General features: G+C 43.8%; 17 protein-coding genes. 6 read left to right on the top strand and 11 right to left on the bottom strand.

Annotated features, from left to right (window positions below; translation table 11 throughout):
- Positions 1 to 32: 32 nt before the first annotated feature.
- The 4 genes from R7P64_RS08040 to R7P64_RS08055 form a co-directional block, all read right to left on the bottom strand.
- A complete protein-coding gene (locus tag R7P64_RS08040; protein ID WP_017819900.1) occupies positions 33 to 1,595 on the bottom strand; it encodes a methyl-accepting chemotaxis protein in 1,563 nt (520 codons plus the stop codon).
- Positions 1,596 to 1,804: 209 nt separating this feature from the next.
- Complete coding sequence (locus tag R7P64_RS08045; protein ID WP_318119110.1) at positions 1,805 to 2,977, bottom strand: MFS transporter; 1,173 nt, start codon at positions 2,975 to 2,977, stop codon at positions 1,805 to 1,807.
- Between the two features lie 159 nt (positions 2,978 to 3,136).
- The gene (gene aroG, locus R7P64_RS08050; RefSeq protein WP_017635200.1) at positions 3,137 to 4,189 is read right to left on the bottom strand and encodes a 3-deoxy-7-phosphoheptulonate synthase AroG; all 1,053 of its coding nucleotides are present in this window, start codon (positions 4,187 to 4,189) and stop codon (positions 3,137 to 3,139) included.
- Positions 4,190 to 4,194: 5 nt separating this feature from the next.
- Positions 4,195 to 4,446, bottom strand: coding sequence for a hypothetical protein (locus R7P64_RS08055; RefSeq protein ID WP_151515721.1), 252 nt, complete (start codon positions 4,444 to 4,446; stop codon positions 4,195 to 4,197).
- A 202-nt stretch (positions 4,447 to 4,648) separates the two neighbouring features.
- On the opposite strand from R7P64_RS08055, the gene R7P64_RS08060 reads away from it, so the two are divergent.
- Positions 4,649 to 5,641 (top strand): OmpA family protein, encoded by a 993-nt coding sequence (locus R7P64_RS08060; RefSeq protein ID WP_318119111.1) that lies wholly within the window; start codon positions 4,649 to 4,651, stop codon positions 5,639 to 5,641.
- A gap of 89 nt (positions 5,642 to 5,730) precedes the next feature.
- Here R7P64_RS08060 and R7P64_RS08065 read toward each other — a convergent pair whose 3' ends face one another.
- Complete coding sequence (locus R7P64_RS08065) at positions 5,731 to 6,333, bottom strand: beta-phosphoglucomutase family hydrolase (RefSeq protein WP_017819896.1); 603 nt, start codon at positions 6,331 to 6,333, stop codon at positions 5,731 to 5,733.
- 76 nt (positions 6,334 to 6,409) lie between these two features.
- Here R7P64_RS08065 and arfB point away from each other — a divergent pair, with 76 nt between their 5' ends.
- Complete coding sequence (arfB, locus tag R7P64_RS08070) at positions 6,410 to 6,823, top strand: alternative ribosome rescue aminoacyl-tRNA hydrolase ArfB (RefSeq protein ID WP_017635196.1); 414 nt, start codon at positions 6,410 to 6,412, stop codon at positions 6,821 to 6,823.
- Between the two features lie 100 nt (positions 6,824 to 6,923).
- Positions 6,924 to 8,693 carry a methyl-accepting chemotaxis protein gene (locus R7P64_RS08075; RefSeq protein ID WP_025767924.1) on the top strand — a complete coding sequence of 590 codons (1,770 nt, stop codon included), beginning with the start codon at positions 6,924 to 6,926 and terminating at the stop codon, positions 8,691 to 8,693.
- An 89-nt stretch (positions 8,694 to 8,782) separates the two neighbouring features.
- On the opposite strand, the gene vmeZ is transcribed toward R7P64_RS08075, so the two are convergent.
- A complete protein-coding gene (gene vmeZ / locus R7P64_RS08080) occupies positions 8,783 to 11,935 on the bottom strand; it encodes a multidrug efflux RND transporter permease subunit VmeZ (RefSeq protein WP_017635194.1) in 3,153 nt (1,050 codons plus the stop codon).
- A gap of 8 nt (positions 11,936 to 11,943) precedes the next feature.
- Entirely contained in the window at positions 11,944 to 13,071 is a 1,128-nt protein-coding gene (gene vmeY / locus R7P64_RS08085) for a multidrug efflux RND transporter periplasmic adaptor subunit VmeY (protein WP_017635193.1), read from the bottom strand.
- A gap of 419 nt (positions 13,072 to 13,490) precedes the next feature.
- Between vmeY and R7P64_RS08090 the strand changes: the two genes are divergently transcribed.
- A complete protein-coding gene (locus R7P64_RS08090) occupies positions 13,491 to 13,955 on the top strand; it encodes a dCMP deaminase family protein (protein ID WP_005373515.1) in 465 nt (154 codons plus the stop codon).
- 82 nt (positions 13,956 to 14,037) lie between these two features.
- Here the strand turns inward: R7P64_RS08090 and pepT are convergent, their stop codons facing one another.
- Together pepT and R7P64_RS08100 are read right to left on the bottom strand one after the other, a co-directional pair.
- The gene (gene pepT / locus R7P64_RS08095; protein WP_213903245.1) at positions 14,038 to 15,267 is read right to left on the bottom strand and encodes a peptidase T; all 1,230 of its coding nucleotides are present in this window, start codon (positions 15,265 to 15,267) and stop codon (positions 14,038 to 14,040) included.
- Between the two features lie 169 nt (positions 15,268 to 15,436).
- On the bottom strand, positions 15,437 to 16,300 hold the full coding sequence (locus R7P64_RS08100; RefSeq protein WP_171342612.1) for a DUF6279 family lipoprotein: 864 nt from the start codon (positions 16,298 to 16,300) through the stop codon (positions 15,437 to 15,439).
- A 261-nt stretch (positions 16,301 to 16,561) separates the two neighbouring features.
- Between R7P64_RS08100 and R7P64_RS08105 the strand changes: the two genes are divergently transcribed.
- Positions 16,562 to 16,735, top strand: a complete 174-nt coding sequence (locus R7P64_RS08105; RefSeq protein ID WP_005373524.1) for a hypothetical protein — start codon at positions 16,562 to 16,564, stop codon at positions 16,733 to 16,735.
- Positions 16,736 to 16,825: 90 nt separating this feature from the next.
- Here R7P64_RS08105 and R7P64_RS08110 read toward each other — a convergent pair whose 3' ends face one another.
- Together R7P64_RS08110 and narQ are read right to left on the bottom strand one after the other, a co-directional pair.
- Entirely contained in the window at positions 16,826 to 17,440 is a 615-nt protein-coding gene (locus R7P64_RS08110; RefSeq protein WP_031777156.1) for a response regulator, read from the bottom strand.
- A 4-nt stretch (positions 17,441 to 17,444) separates the two neighbouring features.
- Positions 17,445 to 19,181: a nitrate/nitrite two-component system sensor histidine kinase NarQ gene (gene narQ / locus R7P64_RS08115; RefSeq protein ID WP_025767926.1), complete on the bottom strand. Its 1,737-nt coding sequence runs from the start codon at positions 19,179 to 19,181 to the stop codon at positions 17,445 to 17,447.
- Positions 19,182 to 19,428: 247 nt separating this feature from the next.
- Between narQ and napF the strand changes: the two genes are divergently transcribed.
- On the top strand, positions 19,429 to 19,914 hold the full coding sequence (gene napF / locus R7P64_RS08120; RefSeq protein WP_213972679.1) for a ferredoxin-type protein NapF: 486 nt from the start codon (positions 19,429 to 19,431) through the stop codon (positions 19,912 to 19,914).
- Positions 19,915 to 19,949: the final 35 nt, after the last annotated feature.

The raw sequence follows: 19,949 nt of genomic DNA on the forward strand, positions 1-19,949 counted from the left end.
CCAGGACATAAACATCACAACTTTCGTTACGACTATTTGTCTTCAAATCGAAGTGCGAGCTGATAGAAATCTTGTACTTGGTCTTTCAACTGTCGGCTGTTTTGTTCAACTGAATGTGTTGCTGCCAAGTTTTGTTCTGCGGTCGAAGCGATAGAATGAATGTGCTGGTTTACATCACTAGATAGCTTTAACTGGTTATTCGCCGCTTCTGCTACATCAACCATCAGCCCACTCATGGTTTGCATCATCTGTTCAACTTCAGACAAACGCAACGCACTTTGTTCTGCTACTTGAGAACAGGCATCGGTTTGCTCTTTGTTTGCCAGAATATCTTTCTGCCAACTTTGAATCGTTGCCAACATAGTGGAGATAGAGGCTTGGATTTGTTCAGTTGCATTGGATGTTCGCCCAGAAAGCGCGCGGACCTCATCAGCTACAACAGCAAAACCACGACCTTGCTCCCCTGCTCTTGCCGCTTCAATCGCCGCGTTGAGTGCCAGTAAATTGGTTTGCTCTGCGATCCCACCAATCTCTTCCATCAAATGGTTCACCTTCTGTGCCTGATCACTCAGTTGATACGTCGTTTCCGTCGCTTTTTCAGCTTGAAGGCTTAACTTCGCTAGATTGGTGTGCGTTTGATCGATGGTCTCCTTCGCCATCAAGCATGACTTCAATGTATCATCAATCAACATATGGGCATCATTGGTACTCGAAGAAACCGAATTTGCCGACGACTCCACCTCTTGGGTAGCATCTCGCACACGATGAATATCGGTATTTTGCTGATTTAATGCAGCCGAGACTTCTGCCGTTGTTTGACTAAGCTCTTCGGCGCAATGCTGCAAAGGCAATGCGGAGTCAGTCATTCTTCCTAACACGGTTCGAATTCTTGCGGATAGCATTTTGATATGGAAATCGGCAATCGAAAATGCCGTGTTACCGGAATAGATCAAGCGACTTACGCTGTCATATTGCTTTTGTAACTTTTTAAGTTGCTGAGGTGTATCAATTAACTCTTGGCGGAATAACAGAGCCAGAACACTTGCAGGTAACGCACTTGCAAGCCAAGCCAACGGCCCTTCAACAGACAACGCATATGCGGTTGCAGGTGCGGTTAGTGCACCAAGTAGAATCGCATAGCGAATGGTTTCATTGATTTTCAACGACCAAGTTCGGCCAGACTTCTCTGCAGCACGCATGCTTTTGTAGGCTTTTGTCGCAATATCAACCCACTCTCGCTTTGGTTTCACGCGCACTGATTGATACCCAACAACATGGTTGTCTTCGTAGATAGGGGTGACATAAGCATCAACCCAATAGTAACCGCCAGACTTAGTGGCATTCTTAACCATTCCACGCCAGGCTTTACCTTGTTTAAGGCGTGCCCACATGTCACCGAAAGCGGCTTTAGGCATATCATTATGACGAACTATATTATGGTTCTGACCGACAAGTTCTTCGTGAGTGTATTCAGCAACGCGGCAAAAGGCTTCATTACAATATGTAATAACACCTTGTAAGTTCGTTGTTGAGACGAGTTCCTCAGACTCCCTCACGAGAGTTTCTTGAGCTTTATGAGAAATATTGGCTGACATAGACGAAACTTCTTTAGTTTTTATTGATTTTCGGCAAGATATATACAGGATTTTTATTTTTATTACAAAAAGTTAGATAAAAAGTCTTATCAAATCGACATTTTTATTGTGGGAATTCACATTATCGATAAAAACATAAAGAAGAGATTGTTGATTTGAGCTAATAAACAAACCCGACACGATAGGCCGGGTTATATATTAAGACTTAATTAAGCGGTTTGTGATTCTGGCTTTTTATTCGTTTTTAACGCAAACATCGCGATAACGAGTAACACAAATGGAAGAACATACAAATTAAAATTCTGCCAACCTACGGTAGACTCAAGCCAACCAGATAGTAATGCGGTGATGGTGACACAACTGAACACGAAGAATTCATTAAACGCTTGAGCCTTGCTTCTGTTTTTCGCTTCATAGCTTTGACTAAACAGCCCAGTTGCTGCGATAAACATAAAGTTCCACCCTATTCCTAACAGGATTAAAGCAAGACTAAAATGCCAGATAGACACTCCATGTATATTAATTCCAATACAAGCAACAAATAGCAATCCACCCGCTAAAATCATATTCTTAGCGCCAAACCGCTCTATCAGACGGCCCGTGACAAACGCAGGTGCAAACATACCCAACACGTGCCATTCGATCACTCCCGCCGCTTTATCAAAATCAAAGCCACAACCAATCATCGCTAAAGGAGTTGCTGTCATTAAAATGTTCATCACCGCGTACGCAACCATTGCCGCGATAACGGCCAGCATGAAATTAGGTCGACGAATAATCAGTCTCAGCTTATCCGCCTTAGCGTGTAGCGCCTGCGTGTGTGCAGGTGGAAAACGAATGGTTTGCAGCACAACCAACGCGGTTATATAAAGCACGACAAGCACAGCAAATGCACTAATGTATAAGCCATCATCTGACCACTGCTGCGAGTACACGGCCAGATTAGGCCCAAGGATCGCCGCTAACACCCCACCCGCCATAGATATCGAAATCGCCCTATGCCTTGCCGACTCTTCACACACTTCAATGGCAGCAAACCTGTATAGAGTACCGAAACCTATACCAACACCAAGCAAAAACGTAGACATGCAGAACAGATAGAAGTTTTGTTGACTTAATGCATACGTCGCTAGACTAGCACCCAAAATGCCAATGACATTACCAAGGCTAAAACCAAGGCGACGCCCTAACTTGCCCATAATTAGCGACGCAGGAATTGTCGCGGCCATCAGTCCCAAAAACTGCAGTGCAACTGGTAATGTGATAAAACTTGATGACGGCGCAAGTGTTTTGCCAATAAGGGCAATAACAGATATGAGTAAAATATTCCCTGTCATTAATAAGGCTTGGCAGAGGGATAGAAGCCATACATTACGATTCAATTCCAAATTCCTTTTGGTTACGACGTATACAGATAACATATAGGAAAGCAGAAACAATAGAAAGATATGAGAGTAATTCTCAACAAAAAGAGCCAGAGGCATAGTACCTCTGGCTCTTCACTATTCACTTTTCGCTTTTAAAAAGTTTTTCTGTTGAGCTTACTTGTTGCGGCGCGCTTTTACTGCATCAGAAAGCTGACGAAGTACCGTTTCCGTATCTTCCCAACCAATACATGCATCAGTAATCGACTGACCATAAGTGGCTGCTTTGCCATCCACTAAGTCTTGGCGACCTTCAACTAAATGAGACTCGATCATCACACCAAAAATGGCTTCTTCGCCAGCAGAGATTTGCTCGGATACATCATCAGACACCAGCATTTGACGCTTGAACTGCTTCGAGCTGTTAGCATGGCTAAAATCAATCATCACTTTTTTCGGCAGACCTGCGGTGTCCAGCTCATCTTTAATTTGAGCTACATGTGCTGCACTGTAGTTTGGTTCTTTACCGCCACGTAGAATAATATGGCAGTCTGGATTACCAGCGGTTTCTACGATCGCGGAATGACCGTATTTTGTTACTGAAAGGAAGTGATGGGAAGCGCTTGCAGAACGAATCGCGTCGCTCGCTATTTTAATATTCCCGTCTGTACCGTTTTTGAAACCTACAGGACAAGAAAGACCAGAAGCTAGCTCGCGGTGAACCTGAGATTCTGTCGTACGAGCACCGATAGCGCCCCAACTGATCAAATCCGCCACGTACTGAGGTGTGATCATATCTAAGAATTCACTTGCCGTTGGCAAGCCCATATCGGTTAGATCAAGAAGAAGTTTACGTCCGATACGTAGACCATCATTTAGCTTATAGGTGTCATTTAAGTAAGGGTCATTGATAAGGCCTTTCCAACCAACGGTCGTACGCGGCTTTTCAAAATAAACTCGCATAACAACCTCAAGCTGCTCGCCCAGTTCATCACGTAGTACTTTTAGCTTTTTGCCGTACTCAACCGCGGCAGCCGGATCGTGAATAGAACACGGGCCAACGATCACGAGTAATCGATCGTCTTTTCCTTCAAGAATATTGTGAATGGCGTTACGGCAATCAAAAGTGGTCGAAGAAGCGGTTTCAGTCGCTGGGAACTTCTCTAATACTGCAACAGGTGGCAATAACTCTTTTACTCTATTTATTCTTACATCATCAGTTTGAAACATTACTTCTACTTCCTGGTTTTATTTCCGACCCCATTTTTACCAACTGAACTCATTGCAACATTGTTCACAAAGCGAGCAGCATCAAGGGCTGTGGTCATTTTCTGTCTAGCGTTTAAGTAACTTATCGGCTTAGGCGTAGACTTGCAATCAGTTTTTGCAAATAAATGCAAATAAAAACCACCTGTTAACCACTGCGCACAATGTAAAGTAAAGTTTACGAAAAAAAGTTCAAAATAATCATCAATTTTCTTATGCACCAAAAAATCTTTACTACAATGTAAGAAATATCAGAAGTTTGTGAGGTATTTTTGGGTAGTAAATGTTGATCAAGTTCAAATATATTGTTGCTTGATATGAAATGATTAGAATATTAAACTAATTTCTTATAAACGCTGGTTTTTTCTAATTTTTTGATAAAACGAAGTAGAAGTTAATATGCAATCAATACAAGGAAACATTATGAACAAAGTAGCAATTGCAGTAGCAGCAGTGGTAGCTGGTAGTAGCGCGCTTTTAAACTCTGCTCAAGCTGAAATGTACATCGGGGGCAAAGTGGGCATGACTACACTTGACGACGCTTGCTATCTAAATAGCCCTTGTGATGATGAAGCGTTCGGTGCAGGACTACATATCGGTTATGACTTTACCGATATCATCGGGCTAGAGTACGGCGTAGACTTCTTAGGCGACTATGAAGGAAACTCTAGGTCAGGGGCTAATACGATTAATACGATTGACGGCAATCTAACGGCTTTAACACTTGCACCTAAATTCAACTGGCACTTAAACGACTCTTGGAATCTATTTGCTAAGATCGGTGGTGCTTACATGATGTCTGATGACGAAACAGACTTTGTCCCAACAGGTTCTTTGGGTGCTGAATACTCGATCGATAGAAACTGGAGTGTTCGCGCTGAATACCAACGCTACCAAGATATGTCTGACGACGTGTGGGACGACATGGATGCTAACTTCTTTGGTATCGGTGTTAACTACAAATTCGCAGCAGCTCCAGTTGTTGCAGCAGTTGTAACGGAAGAAGTGATCGAGCCAGATCCAGAACCAGTGATGATGAGCAAGGTGCACAAAGAAGAGTACGGTACAGGTACGTTTGAATTCGATAGTGCTAAGTTAACAGAGTCCGTTTCTGAACGTCTGGACAACTTTGTTTCATTCTTGAACGAATATCCTCAAGCTCAAGTAGAGATTACTGGTTACACGGATAGCTCAGGCCCTGCGGCATACAACCAAAAACTGTCTGAGCGTCGTGCTCAATCTGTTGCTGATTACCTAACCGCAGCTGGCATTGGTTCAGAACGTTTGACAGTTAAAGGTATGGGTGAAGAAAACCCAGTTGCTGACAACAGCACTCGCGAAGGTCGTGAGAAAAACCGTCGCGTAGAAGTTGTGGTACCTTCATTTGAATACCAAGAGCTAGTTCAACCAGAATAAGCATCTATGATTCATGATCGATGATGTGGTAAAAAATTAATGGGGTGCATTTGCACCCCATTTTGATCTCATATTAAGGGATATTGCCACTATGGTTTTGGGAAAAAGATCAACTCATTATCTTGCACCATAACGCAATCCATACCAGCTGCATGCGCCGCTCGCTTCCCCAACTCAGTATCCTCGAACACAAGACACTGTGACGCCTCCAAGTCGAGTTGTTCCGCGGCCACCAAAAAGGTATCTGGAAAGGGTTTATGGTTCTCTACATCACTCGCGGTTACTACAACATCCAACTTGTCTAATAAACCTGCATGGCTTAATAAGCGCATGGCACTTTCTCGTTGGCTGCCAGTCCCGACTGCGATTTTCTTATGGCCTAAATATTCCTCTAACACGATGTTCGTGCAAGGAATAACGTCACCATGAAGCTCCATAGCAGCGAATGTTTCCATTTTAAATGTCGCGACAGTTTTAGGATCTAATGAAAGCTCATGCACACGATTTAGTTCCTCAACAATTTTAAAGCTCGGCATCCCTCCCAAACTGTGAAACCATTCCTGGCAAAACGGAAAATCAAAACGCTCAGCAGTTGCTTGCCAAGCTGCCAAATGGGCTGGCATGGTATCGATTAGAGTACCATCCATATCAAATATGAATCCCTCATAGGGTCTAAAATCAATCGTGCTCATGTCTTTTCTTCTATTTGTGCATCTGTAATGTTAATTTATCAGCTCTTTCAATCGTCCTTACCGGCATTTACTTATCATGCTCAAAATTTCGAACTCCGTCACAATTCAAGAGTGGGAAATTCAATTATCCCCAATTAGAGCTCAAGGAAATGGTGGCCAGAACGTTAACAAGGTAGCGTCCGCTATACACCTGCGCTTTGATATCCGGCATTCAAGCTTACCTGACTTTTACAAAGAGCGATTACTTGCACTTTCTGATAGTCGTATAAGTAAAGATGGCGTGATCATCATCAAAGCGCAACAATTTCGGACACAAGAACAAAATAAGGAAGACGCCCTAAATCGGCTTCAAGCATTGATAAAAGCTGCCGCTTTACAGGAGAAGAAGCGTATTAAAACGAAACCAACCCGCGCTTCTCAACGCCGACGACTTGATACAAAAAACAAGCACGGAGCGAAAAAACAGCAACGTAAAAAAGTGCTGTATTAGTGCATGTCGTTTTCTCGACATGTTAGTTGAACAACGTTTGCTAGCCCTTGGAAATCTCATTGGATTTCTCTTTTTAGTTACTTATTCAGGAAACAACAATATGACTATTAGGCAAAAACTCTACTTCCTCGGAGTTATCGCCATTTTAGGCATCGTGGCCCTTTTGGGTACGTCATCCCATTTTGAAAATAAGAGCAATGATCTTAATCACGCCATCAAACTCGTTGGTGATCTAGAAATACGCTTACTCAACTTACGCAGAAATGAAAAAGATTTCCTACTGCGTAGTAATGACAAATATCTAAATAAGTTTGACGCCAATGTTGACAAGTTTATAGACACAGAAAAAGAGCTTGCGAACATACTCAAGAGTAATGAATTACCTTCCAGTCAACAATTTAAGCAAGACTTGCTCGCATACCAAAGGGGCTTTCAGAATCTGGTCAGCGCTTACCAACGATACGGGCTTGATTCAAAGAGTGGGCTTCTCGCCGGTTACGAACAAGCACTATTAGAAGCTAAACAACGTTCAGACCACCAGCAGTTGTTGGCATTAGTCCGTTTTGACTCTGCGGTAAAAGCAGGACTATTCAATAGTGACTTGCTTGAGGGGCAATATGCTCCGGAGCTTATCAAAACAGGTAAGCAATTGGCGGCCCAAAAGCAAGTTGTTGGGGTTGCTTATGACAAAGGCCTACTCGGTGAAACTCGCGCATTATCCCATGCCGTAGAAGAGCAATTTGAAACCTTTTCCACAGCCCTTAGCTCTGCTGCCGCACAACGTGATGAACAAATGTCGACCATCAAGCAGGTCATTACAGCTCTGATCTTAGTCGTTATTTTCGCATTGATTTGGCAAATTTCACGTTCAATCAATACGCGAGTGAATAGCTTACTTGGCACCATTCGAAGTATCAGCGAAACGAACAACATGGGACTTCGATCTGATTTGAAAGGTCAAGACGAGCTATTTGATATCAGTCATCACCTCAATGACCTATTGGATAAGCTTGAGCATCTAATTAGTAGTACCCAAGAAAAATCGGCGCAACTCACTGCAAGTACCGATAATATGCATCGTGAGTTAGAAGGCGTTATGGAGCAATTCCACACGCAAACTGACCACACAGCATCAATGGCGACGGCAGTTCAGCAAATGGTTGCCACAATAGGTGAAATCTCTGAAAGCACATCAGTTGCGGTAGAAGGCGTACATCAGGCAGCGAATAATGCCGAACAAGGTCGAGGAGTTGTTGAGGCGACGGTAACCAACATCGGTCAACTAACCACGATTTTATCAAACAGCCAGCAGTCGATTGGCTCGCTGAATCAGCATGTAGATAAAATTGGTGGTGCCGTGAACATCATCCAAGAAATTGCAGAGCAAACCAACCTACTAGCTCTCAACGCAGCAATTGAAGCCGCGCGAGCAGGCGAACAAGGCCGCGGGTTTGCAGTTGTCGCCGATGAAGTACGCGCCCTAGCTAGCCGAACTCATCAATCCACAGAGGAAATCACGCGGGTCGTTGCAGACATTCAAACTCAAATGTCTACAGTTGTTGCTGATATTGATCAATGTAACGATCAAGGGCAACAAACACTTAATGCTTCTGAAAAACTGGATTCTAGCCTGCAACAGATCATTACTGACATGCATTCAATTCAAGGTAATTCGGAGCGCATAGCTTCAGCAATTGAAGAACAAGGTATCGTGATGAACCAAGTTAGCGGTTCAATCACCGAGCTAAACGCAATATCTGAGAATAACATGCAATCCGCTCAGGAATGCTTGCATGAAGTGAACTCTGTCTCTGCTCAAGCTCATGATATGGATGAAGCCGTTGCACAATTCAAAACTGCGCTAAAATAACCCTTTTCAAAATAGAAAGCCCGAGGCAGTCATTGCTTCGGGCTTTTTTTCAATTGTCACTTCGTGCTTACTGCGCACTTCGGATGTGATTATTCATCATCAAGAGGAACCAGCTTGGTGTTGCCGCCATGAACTTTCTCACGCTGTCTTTGCACCAGAGCGTAGAAGCCTGGGATCAAGAATGTACCTGCTAGAAGCACACACAATAGACCACCAATCAGCGACACGCCGAGTGAGTTTTGACTCACGTGCCCCGCGCCAGCGGCAAAGATAAGCGGGAAGATACCCAGGATAAATGACCAAGATGTCATATTCACAGCGCGGAAACGTAACGTGCCTCCTTTAACCGCTGCACTATCGATATCAGCATCTTTTTCTTCACGCTCTTGCTTGGCGAACTCCACAATCAAAATTGCGTTTTTCGCCGCCAAGGCTATGAGCAAGACAAGACCAATTTGGGCATACAAGTTAAGCGGCGTGCCAGTTAGATTCAACGCAAGGAAGGAACCTAACGTTGCTACTGGGACCACCAAAATAATAGCCAGTGGAATACTCCAACTCTCATACTGAGCCACCATAAACAAGTAAATGAATATCAAAGCCAGCGCAAACGCATAAATGGCTTGGTTGCCCGCAAGCACTTCCTGATAAGCCATACCTGTCCATTCATACGTATACCCTTGTGGAAGAACTTCAGCAGCAACGCGTTCCATTGCGGCAATCGCATCACCACTAGAGTAACCCGGTGCTGGTTGGCCTTGAATGATAGCACTGCGGTACATGTTGTAACGCCACGCCACATCAGGCTCAAACACTTGCTCGTAGCTCACTAGCGTACTTAACGGAACCATATCACCGTTCGAAGAACGAACATGGAAACGCTCTAGATCTTCCATGCTGCTACGGTGCTGGCTATCAGCTTGCATGGTTACGCGGAAGTTCTTACCAAACATGGTGAAGTCATTCACATAAAGCGAACCTAAGTTGCCTTGCAAGGTTTGGAAAATAGACGACAGCGAAATACCTAATTGCTGCGCTTTCTCACGATCGATATCAACGTAGTAGTGCGGAACATTCGCGCGGAACGTGCTAAACGTGTAGGCAATTTCAGGCGCTTGGTTAGCCGCTTGGATCATTTCTCCCATGACCATCGACAAGTCGGTACGACTTCGCCCTAGCGTGTCTTCAAGCACAAACTCAAAACCAGACGCAGCGCCCATACCTGGAACCGCCGGTGGTCCCATCGCAAAAACAACCGCTTGAGGTAACTCTGTCGCCGCTCGCCCGTTAATACGTGCCGCGATAGCATTAGCAGAGTGCTCTCCTTGCAGCGAGTTACGAGTATCCCAGTCATGCAATTTGATAAATACAGAAGCACCGTTTGATGCTGCTGCGCCTGTCATAAACGAGTAACCGTTCGCAACCGTCACACCATCCACACCAGGCTCTTCACCGATCATTTTCATTAAATCATTGGTGACTTCTTCAGTACGTGATAAAGAGGCTGAATCTGGTAGCTGTACGTTAACCAGCAAAATGCCTTTATCTTCTTGAGGAACAAACGCTGTAGAGGTGGTTTTCGCAAAGAAAGTGACCGCTGCGATAGCAACTATAAAGAACGTCACGAGCAGTAAAGACTTCTTCACCAAGAAACCAGCGATCTGGCCATAACGCGTAGTGATGCGCTCTAAGCCTCGGTTGAAAGCCTGGAACCAGTTAGCGGTATTGCCCCCACCCTGCTTCAATACCAGAGAACAAAGTGCTGGAGACAGCGTCAATGCATTGATGGATGAAATAACAACCGAAATACAGATGGTCAAAGCGAACTGGCGATACATGATACCGGTGATACCTGGCAGCATGGCGACGGGTATGAATACCGCAAGTAGAACCAAGGTCGACGTGATGATTGGTCCCGTTACTTCTTTCATCGCTAGCAACGTCGCTTTACGCGGTGAAATGGTTGGGTCTTTCGCCATGGTAGTATCGACGTTTTCGATAACCAGAATCGCATCGTCCACCACGATACCAATCGCAAGGATCAAGCCAAACAAAGTAACCGTATTAATGGTGAAGCCCGTTGCCTGCATGATGGCAAACGTACCAATCAGAGAAACGGGGATCGCGACAACAGGAATCAACGTTGCACGCGCACTACCCAAGAACAAGTAAGTTACAGCGATCACCAATAGAATCGCTTCAATCAGTGTTTTTACTACCCCTTTGATCGATTCAGATACGAACACGGTTGTATCGTAGCTGGTCTCGTATTCCATTCCCTCTGGGAAGTTTTTGCTCAAGCCCTCAAGGAGCTCCATGACGGCCTGACCACTTTCTAACGCATTCGCATCCGATTGAAGAGACAACGCAACGATTGACGCGTCCTGGCCACGGAACTTACCGTTACCATCGTAGAACTTTTTGCCTAGTTCAACGCGAGCAACATCTTTCAGATAAACCGTAGAGCCATTGGGATTAGCTCGAAGGACTACGTTCTCAAACTCACTCACGCTTTCCAAGCGACCTTTGGTCACAAGGTTAAACTGAACTTCTTGCGGATTGTTGTATGGTGCTGCACCTACACGCCCTGCCGCAACTTGAACGTTCTGTTCAGCCAAAGCGGCGTATACGTCTGACGTGGTTAGCTTAAGGTTGGCCATTTTTTCAGGATCTAACCAAACACGCATTGCGTATTCGCCACCACCAATCACGTTAACTTCACTGATACCTTTCGCACGAGCCAACTGATCTTTTACATTCAAGTTAATGTAGTTAATCAAGAACTGATCATCGTATTTGCCATCAGGTGAATAGAAGTTAAGTACCATCAGCAAGTCAGGTGAACGCTTTTTCACCGTCACACCAACCATGCGAACTTCTTGAGGCAGTTTTGACTCAATCTGTGACACGCGGTTTTGCACGTTAACTTGCGCCATATCTGGATCGGTGCCAACATCGAACGTGACGTTTAGGCTGTAAGAGCCATCGTTCGCGCTCTTTGAAGACATGTATATCATATCCTCAACGCCGTTGACTGAGGTCTCTATGGGGTCCGCAATGGCCTGCTCGACAACTTCCGCACTCGCGCCAGTGTAGTAAGCCGAAACGCTTACTGATGGCGGGCTTATCTGTGGGTACTCAGCCACTGGCAAAATCGCCAGTGAGATCGCGCCGGCTAGCGTTAATATGATCGAAATAACCAGCGCGAATTTAGGTCTCTGAATAAAGAAACGACTTAACATAGTGCCCCCTACTGCTTATCTTCAGCAGGTGCTTGAAGGCGCACTTCTACACCATTACGCACACGTTGTAGGCCTTGTGTAATAACCGTATCTTCCTGATCGAGCCCTTCTCGAATGATAATGCCTTGTTCAACCTGAGGGCCAAGCTCGACGTTACGACGCTCTGCCACACTTCCCTCAGCCATCACCATCACAAAGTCACCTTCTAAGTCAGTCTGTACGGCACGTCGTGGGATAACAATAACGTCTTTCGTGTTCTTATCTCTCAAGTTCACTTTGATGTGTTGACCCGGAAGTAACTTCTGCTCTGGGTTTGGCACTAGCGCGCGCATAGCAATCGTACCCGTTTTGGTGTCAATACGATTACCTAAGAAATCAAGCTTACCAAGATGCTCAAAAAACTGTCCATTTTCCAGTTCAAGCTGAACTTCAACGCGGTTTGATTCAGCCGAGCCATCACCTTTTACTTGATCCATACCCATAGCTAAACGCTCACGCTCACTCACACTAAATGAGGTATGAACTGGATCTAAACTCACCAGAGTTGTCAGCACGCCAGATGATGGAGAAACCAGATCACCCGTACTCACTTTGGTATCACTAATACGTCCGCTAAAAGGTGCTCGGATTTGAGTATAGGAAAGGTTAACTTCAGCAAGTTTAAGTTGAGCATTTGCCGCTTCTAGCTCTGCTCTCGCACCAAGAAGTGCCGCAGTTAAAGCATCAAACTCAGATTGAGAGATACTACCGCGAGGCAACAAGTTTTTACCTCGAGTATGATCTAATTCGGCTTTTTTTAGCGCCGCTTTAGCTTGTGCAAGTGCGGCTTTAGCACTCGCGACTTGGGCTTCAAAAGAAGATGGCTCGATAGAGTAAAGGAGCTGCCCTTTTTCTACCATTTGCCCCTCTTCAAAGTGACGAGCTTTTAAGTAGCCAGAAATCTGCGCGGTAATATTGGTATCTTCTACTGCTTCAATGCGACCGATATAAGACTTGCTCGGTTGGTAGTCGATAACCGTGACATCCTGAGTCACTACGAGAGGCGCTTGACCTTTCGTTTGGGCATTATTAGCTTCCCCGCATCCAGCGAGGATTGCTGTAGCCGCCATTAGTGCGACAAGTGGTTTCTTTTGCATGTATTTACCGTCTTTATAGAACAGGATATTGTTGAATTCCTATCAACCTTACTCCTTGCTGCCACTGAAAACTTCACTGAAAAGCGCCCAAGGTGTTTCTAAATGTAAACATGAGAAACAAAAGGAAAATAAAGTAATTTAGTTAACAGTGGTATTCAATGAGCAATATACATACAACTCAATCATAACTATTTAATATACGCCTTAGGAGATCGCGAATTTTAGCGTGTGCTTGGAAACACTAACGGGAGTATTGTATTCGGGCGTAAAGTGAGATTCAGTGCTCAAGATAAGAACGTTTTGTGGCTAAAAAGGTAAAAAGTGACGCCTTCATACTCAAGACCCCGATTTTGACTATTTTTTTAATATAAATGGGTTATCATTCAATTAATTCAACGCCTTCGACAGAGAGGATGACTATGATTTCTAAATGGGCGAAACGCTTTTACCAGATGGCAGAACTAGTGGCGTCTTGGAGTAAGGACCCATCAACACAAGTCGGTGCCGTTATTACTAAACAGAATCGCATTGTATCTGTTGGATTTAATGGCTATCCGCATGGTGTTTCTGACAGTGTCGACACCGATGAGCGCGAGTTGAAATACCTTAAAACACTGCACGCGGAAGAGAACGCAATTTTGTTCTCAAAACGTGACTTAGACGGATGTGATATTTGGGTAACGCATTTTCCTTGCCCTAACTGCGCGGCAAAGATCATTCAAACAGGGATCTCACACGTACACTGCCCTGAGCAGTCTGAAGACTTTTTATCTCGCTGGGGAGATAAAATCCAAGTCAGTCAAGATATGTTCGACCAAGCGGGTGTGAAAGTCGACTGGTTACCGCTAGAAGACATTGAAATTGAAGACAAAGACGTGCGCTAGTATTCCATCTTAAGATTTAAATAGCCCAGAGAGATCTGGGCTATTTTGTTATTAAATCTGCAAGAGGTCTCGACGTAGTCTTTTAACTGTGTTTTTTCGCTGTGAGCTCAGCAATTTTGACAATAACGAGTACTGATTTTTCCATCATTTCAACAGAAATAAACTCATGAATTCCGTGGAAGTTAAAACCACCGGTGAAGATATTCGGGCACGGCAAACCCATAAAAGATAAACGAGCGCCATCTGTACCACCACGAATAGGTTTTATAATCGGTTCCACATCACACGCTTCCATCGCTTGCTTCGCCAACTCAATGATATGAGGGTAAGGCTCAACCATTTCTCTCATATTGTAATAGCTGTCTTTTATTTTTAGCTCTACAGAACCATGGCGTAAACCCGTGTTCATTTCATCGACGAGTTTCTGCATAAAGGCTTTTCGCTCCTCAAGCCTTTGACGGTCAAAGTCTCTAATAATGTAACCGAGCTCGCTTCGTGCAACGCCCATTTCTGCCGATTTTAGATGGAAGAACCCTTCGTAACCTTCGGTTGTTTCCGGAGTTTGATCTTGGGGCATTTGAACTTGAAATTTCGCAGCCAAGTTCATCGCATTGACCATTTTGCCTTTTGCAGTACCTGGATGAACGCTAACACCATGAAAAATTACATCAGCGTTTGCTGCATTAAAGTTTTCGTATTCCAATTCACCTTGCGGGCCACCATCTATAGTGTATGCCCATTTCGCGCCAAATTTTTTAACATCAAACAAATCTGCACCACGACCGATTTCTTCATCCGGAGTAAAGCCGATACAAATGTCGCCGTGTGGAATGTCTGGGTTTTCCAGTAGCAGAGCTACCGCGGAAAGAATCTCTGCGATACCGGCTTTGTTATCCGCGCCAAGTAATGTAGTGCCATCGGTAGTAATAAGATTGTGGCCATGTAGGTGATGTAAATCTGGGTATTGCACGGGAGATAACACTTCATCCCCCAACCCTAATGCAATATCGCCACCTTGGTAATCTTCGATGAATTGCGGCTTTACGTTTTTGCCAGATGCATCCGGCGCGGTATCCATATGGGCAATGAAGCCGATAGGAGGAACCTCATAATCAATATTGGCTGGCAGTTTAGCCATCAAATAGCCATTTTTATCCAAAGTCACGTCACTTAAACCAAGCTCGATCATCTCTTTTTTAAGTAACTCAGCAAACACAAGCTGACCAGGTGAACTTGGGCAAAGCGTCACATGTGGATTGGATTGGGTATCAAACGTGACGTATCGAAGAAATCTTTCAACTAAATGTTTCATATTTATTCTCATTGTTTTGTACGATGAGGCCTTATCACGCATTATAAGCTGACGTTGCCTCATCAAACCTCACGCTATGTTACGCTCTTAGTTCAATAAGAATTTGCTTTGAATCATTTTTTGATAAGAAAGGCTTTTGCGCTTTGCTTCCGCTCATTGAAGCATGAATTTAATCTAAAAGTTCCTCTGCCAGTACTCGCCACTCTTTAACCTTTTCACGAAAATGACGCCATTGCTTATCGGTCATCGAACGAGAAACATCTAATGTCAGTTGATCAACCAATGCAAAGTTAGAGTCAATATTCAGAGAAAGCTGCTCACTATAATAACTCTCTGGCTCGAACAAGAGTCGCATAAATATATCTTGATAAGTCACAACATTAGATTTGTTGTCGAACAAGTATTCGAGCTCTTGATATACCGTGGCTCGATAATCTCTCCATAAAGGGCTGTTTAAAATAACTTGCTGAGAAAATCTTTGAGCTAATTGACGCTGATTTCCTGATAGATTCCCCAGCCATTCTTCCATCCACTCTTCAGTGTTATCCAGAATAATTTCACGCACTTCGTCTTCTGTCTTATCGGCATATTTTGCGTTTCGCTCTTGATAATGTTCTTGTACATTACTCAAAAACTCGCGTTCTTGCTCTTTCGTTAATTGCAAACTTAACGCAAAAAGATCTGGTGCTGCTTTGCTGACCACTCTATCGTAATGCGCTCGCATTCTATCTCGATTTTTTTGTAAGTAATTTAAGGTGATATCGCTCGCTTTTAATCTCTCAAGGTCTTTTAAATGTTCGATATATATTGGTAACTCCTCTTTCTTGTGCCAGTCTGCCAACAATAATAAACGCTCTTCCACTAGGACTTCTTGTTCCCCTTGCAACGAGACATAGTCCTCTAAGTAATCGAGCACGAACCAATCGATATTGCTGTATAAAAACTTTTTCGCACAACCGGCAAGCAGAAATACGAAACAAAATAGAAGGCCATAACGAAGCGCCTTATTAGATACATCCTTTAATTTAGTCACTTATTCGTATTCCCTTTTCTGTTGATTAAGTTCTATACTCAACCTGTATCACTTAGTATTGCGGCAAACTTACACCAGTGTGACAAATATTGATTGCCACCTTAATAATATATAGAGTTTGAAATTAACTTTTTGATCACAGCTATCCGCAAAAAAGTGAGTTAGAGCGCAATTATCGGCTAAAAAACGTACCGAACGACGCTCCCTATAACGGCATATAATTTGCATGGATGTTTTTTGGATGGTTTATGGAGGCGAAGTATGGCAGCCGCTGAGCAACTTGATACCAGTGTAGAATATGAGATTCGATATTTTGAACAGGGGAAAATGCACTGCATGAGAGTCATTGCTGAAAGCAAAAAAGTGGCTTATCAGTACTATTTGGAGTGTGGTAAGCACAACAGTGACTTGTACTCTATTCGCCCAGACAAGTAAAAAAACCGCCTAACAGGCGGTTTTTTTATTCGTCAGAATCAATATAACTGTTTGATTTTATTTATTATTACAGATTCAAATCCAACAATGTTATTTGATGTCTCCAAAGCGCTCAAGATAAAGGACGGTTGCTGCAGTACGAGAAGGAACTTGAAGCTTTTTAAGTAAACTCTTCATATGTACTTTAACCGTAGACTCAGAGATAAAAAGACGATCGGCAATTTGCTTGTTGCGGAAACCTCTTGCCACCTCTCTTAAGATCTGCGATTCACGATCGGTCAGTGTATCAAACACGTCCTCTTGCTCTGAACGTTCACTCAAATACTTAGAAACTTCTTGGCTGTATGCCTTGTCCCCTTGGTGCGCTTGTTTTAGCAACTCAACCAACTCATCGGGCTCAGTGTCTTTCAATAAATAGCCATCGGCACCACTTCGAACTATTGCTTCGATATCTGCTGGGCTATCTGAAACGGTTAGAATGACAATTCTGGCTTCACAGCCATCTGCACGCAGTGCTTGCAAAGTATCAAGGCCAGACATGCCTTTCATATTAAGATCAAGAAGTACAAGATCCAGTTCCAGCTCATGCGCTTTCGCTACTGCATCCGCGCCATTACTTGCTTCTGCAATAACCTCAAACTCAGGCTCAAAGCTTAAAAGCTGGTGGATACCTCTTCGCATGAGTGGATGATCATCCACCAGCATTACTTTACACACTGTCACTGTTTACTTCCTTACTATGTTGGAATTCTAATTTTACGGTACAACCTTTGTTTATCGATGCTTCGATGTGAAGATCGGCATGCAGTCTAGCGGCCCGCTCTTGCATGATACTCATACCGTAATGATTTAATTTTTCGTCTTGATGTTCAAAGCCTATTCCATCGTCGCTAACGGTTACTGTGACTTTTCCATCATTATCGAGACATTGAATGTGAATATTATCTGCTTGCGCATGTTTGATAGCATTAATTGCCGCTTCTCTTATCAACTGTAGTAAATGAACCTGCTGATGTGCATCCAGTTCAGTTGATGAAAGTCTATTTTTTAGCGTAATGTCCGCAGCAGTTTGTTCACTGAGCGTTTCAACCATGTCTTGCAATGCTTGGCCAAAACTGCCCTCTTTAATCGTAAGACGAAACGTCGTCAGTAACTCGCGTAACTGCGTATAAGCCGCAGATAAGCCCGTATCTAGCTCAGCAATAACTTGATTAGCCTGCGCGATCGCCTTTTCGTCAGGCAAGTTCTTTACGCTTCTCTTTAACAAAGCGACCTGAATTTTTAAGTAAGAGAGTGCTTGAGCCAATGAATCATGCAACTCCCGAGCAATAGTGGCTCGCTCTTCCATCAGCAGAATTTGTTCTGCTTGGCGCTGCGCCCGATTGTAATACACGGCGCGTGATAAAATCTGCACGAAGTTGTCAATAAGAGCCTCGTTCGGACAAGGTAACCCTGCTTTCCAATATAAATAACCCAAGTGCTCACCATCTAGCATCAGGGCTTTACCGTGGCAATCTTCATCACAATCTTGGCAGCATTCTTCTCCTTCCATCAATATCCAGCTCGGTTCTCCCAGCTGCTCGATTTCAAGTTTGACCGCTTTAATGCCCTCAAGACTGACGATATGCTGCAAAATCGCCTGGAAATTATCTTGATTAATACGCGACGCCGTGAGTTCTTTTGACGAGTCATACAGCACCTCTAAAGACTGGTTGGCATGCTGCAATTTACGTGTTTTCTCATCAACCGCTTGCTCTAATCCTCGGTACAACTTACCAAGGTCTGTCGCCATCCGGTTAAAGGTTCGAGTCAGTATTCCCATTTCATTATCGCTGGATACATTGAGCGATATATTGAATGAGCGATTTTTAATTTGCTCGCTAGCAAAAACTAAAGCACGCAGAGGCCGAACAACTTCGAGGCGCACAAAATGAACGACAAACATACTGACACAAAGAATGCCACCCAACCCTAACCCACCAATCCAGGCTAAGTTAATCAGTTTTTGCTCCGAAAAGCTCTGCAGCTTAAATACAAACTCATCGATTTGTTCAACAAAACCGGCCACTAGGAGTTGATATTCTGCCGGGTTGTCTCCTCTCAGCACCGCCTTGAGTTCATGCCATCTGATAATAAGACGGTAGTAATCGTGAGTGATGTCTTCTGGCACAGACCAATGCTGAAGCGCTTTCATTGAAGGTGAATATATCGAATGTTCAAATGCGTCAATATGTGAAGAATAGTCAACAGATTTAACCTGAATATCATTCGCCAGACGATAGCTTTGCATTCGCATCGAGCCAGCAACATTGACGGCTTCAGCATCGTTCAAACTGGACGCTAACGTAAAAATCGCAAAACCAGTCGTAGCGACTGAGAGCAGCAAAATAAGAAGCATCGCGGACGCAATCGTGCGCGTCACTGACTTTTTCACATTTTTAAACAATCTGAGTTCCTCGCCCATTAACAATCCTATTTGTACGTGCAATGAACCCATTACCTTTCAACTTTATCAATATGTGATCACCTGCGACGGAATTTATTGATCCAAAACAATATTGCATACCATTTACCCCCTAAGAGGTATTTATACAAATATGTCAAAAACTACAATTTCGTTAGCTTAAATGACAGTTTATTAATGAAAATTGTGGACTATGCTTAGTTTGGGTTCCAAGTTTCGAGGTGACTAAGTGGTAGACCTTTCCAGAAGAAGACTCTTTGCAAGAAAAGCGCACCCCGACAACTCCGTACGTTTGCCTTGGTTAACTAAACCGCAACAGTTTACGGACGATTGCACTCGCTGCGGTAAATGCATTGAGGCCTGTGAAACAAAGATTATAACCAAAAGTGATGGCGGATTCCCCTCGGTCGATTTTTCCATCGATGAATGCACATTTTGCTATCAATGTGCAAACGCCTGTCCTGAGCCCCTTTTCTTGCCAGAAACAGAACAACCTTGGCAAGCAAAAGCAAGTATCAACGATAACTGCTTAGCAAAACAAAATGTCGAATGCCGAAGCTGTGGGGATATGTGCGACCCGATGGCAATTCAGTTCAAATTAGAACTGGGGAAAGTAGCACAACCCAATTTAGACCTTGATGAGTGTAACGGCTGCGGCGCCTGTGTTTCAGTGTGCCCGACTTCATCCATCAATGTGAGCAATACAACAGCCTAAGCCGAATGTCGTCGGCCAAAGGCAATAAAAATAAA

Source organism: Vibrio sp. 2304 (genome assembly GCF_033339475.1).
In the GTDB taxonomy this organism is placed as follows: Bacteria; Pseudomonadota; Gammaproteobacteria; order Enterobacterales; family Vibrionaceae; genus Vibrio; species Vibrio alginolyticus.

Excerpts from the sequence above, each read along its gene's own strand:
- R7P64_RS08040 (WP_017819900.1), bottom strand. The coding sequence starts at position 1,595 with ATGTCAGCCAATATTTCTCATAAAGCTCAAGAAACTCTCGTGAGGGAG.
- aroG (WP_017635200.1), bottom strand. The coding sequence starts at position 4,189 with ATGTTTCAAACTGATGATGTAAGAATAAATAGAGTAAAAGAGTTATTG.
- R7P64_RS08060 (WP_318119111.1), top strand. The coding sequence starts at position 4,649 with ATGAACAAAGTAGCAATTGCAGTAGCAGCAGTGGTAGCTGGTAGTAGC.
- R7P64_RS08065 (WP_017819896.1), bottom strand. The coding sequence starts at position 6,333 with ATGAGCACGATTGATTTTAGACCCTATGAGGGATTCATATTTGATATG.
- arfB (WP_017635196.1), top strand. The coding sequence starts at position 6,410 with ATGCTCAAAATTTCGAACTCCGTCACAATTCAAGAGTGGGAAATTCAA.
- R7P64_RS08075 (WP_025767924.1), top strand. The coding sequence starts at position 6,924 with ATGACTATTAGGCAAAAACTCTACTTCCTCGGAGTTATCGCCATTTTA.
- vmeZ (WP_017635194.1), bottom strand. The coding sequence starts at position 11,935 with ATGTTAAGTCGTTTCTTTATTCAGAGACCTAAATTCGCGCTGGTTATT.
- vmeY (WP_017635193.1), bottom strand. The coding sequence starts at position 13,071 with ATGCAAAAGAAACCACTTGTCGCACTAATGGCGGCTACAGCAATCCTC.
- R7P64_RS08090 (WP_005373515.1), top strand. The coding sequence starts at position 13,491 with ATGATTTCTAAATGGGCGAAACGCTTTTACCAGATGGCAGAACTAGTG.
- pepT (WP_213903245.1), bottom strand. The coding sequence starts at position 15,267 with ATGAAACATTTAGTTGAAAGATTTCTTCGATACGTCACGTTTGATACC.
- R7P64_RS08105 (WP_005373524.1), top strand. The coding sequence starts at position 16,562 with ATGGCAGCCGCTGAGCAACTTGATACCAGTGTAGAATATGAGATTCGA.
- R7P64_RS08110 (WP_031777156.1), bottom strand. The coding sequence starts at position 17,440 with ATGCTGGTGGATGATCATCCACTCATGCGAAGAGGTATCCACCAGCTT.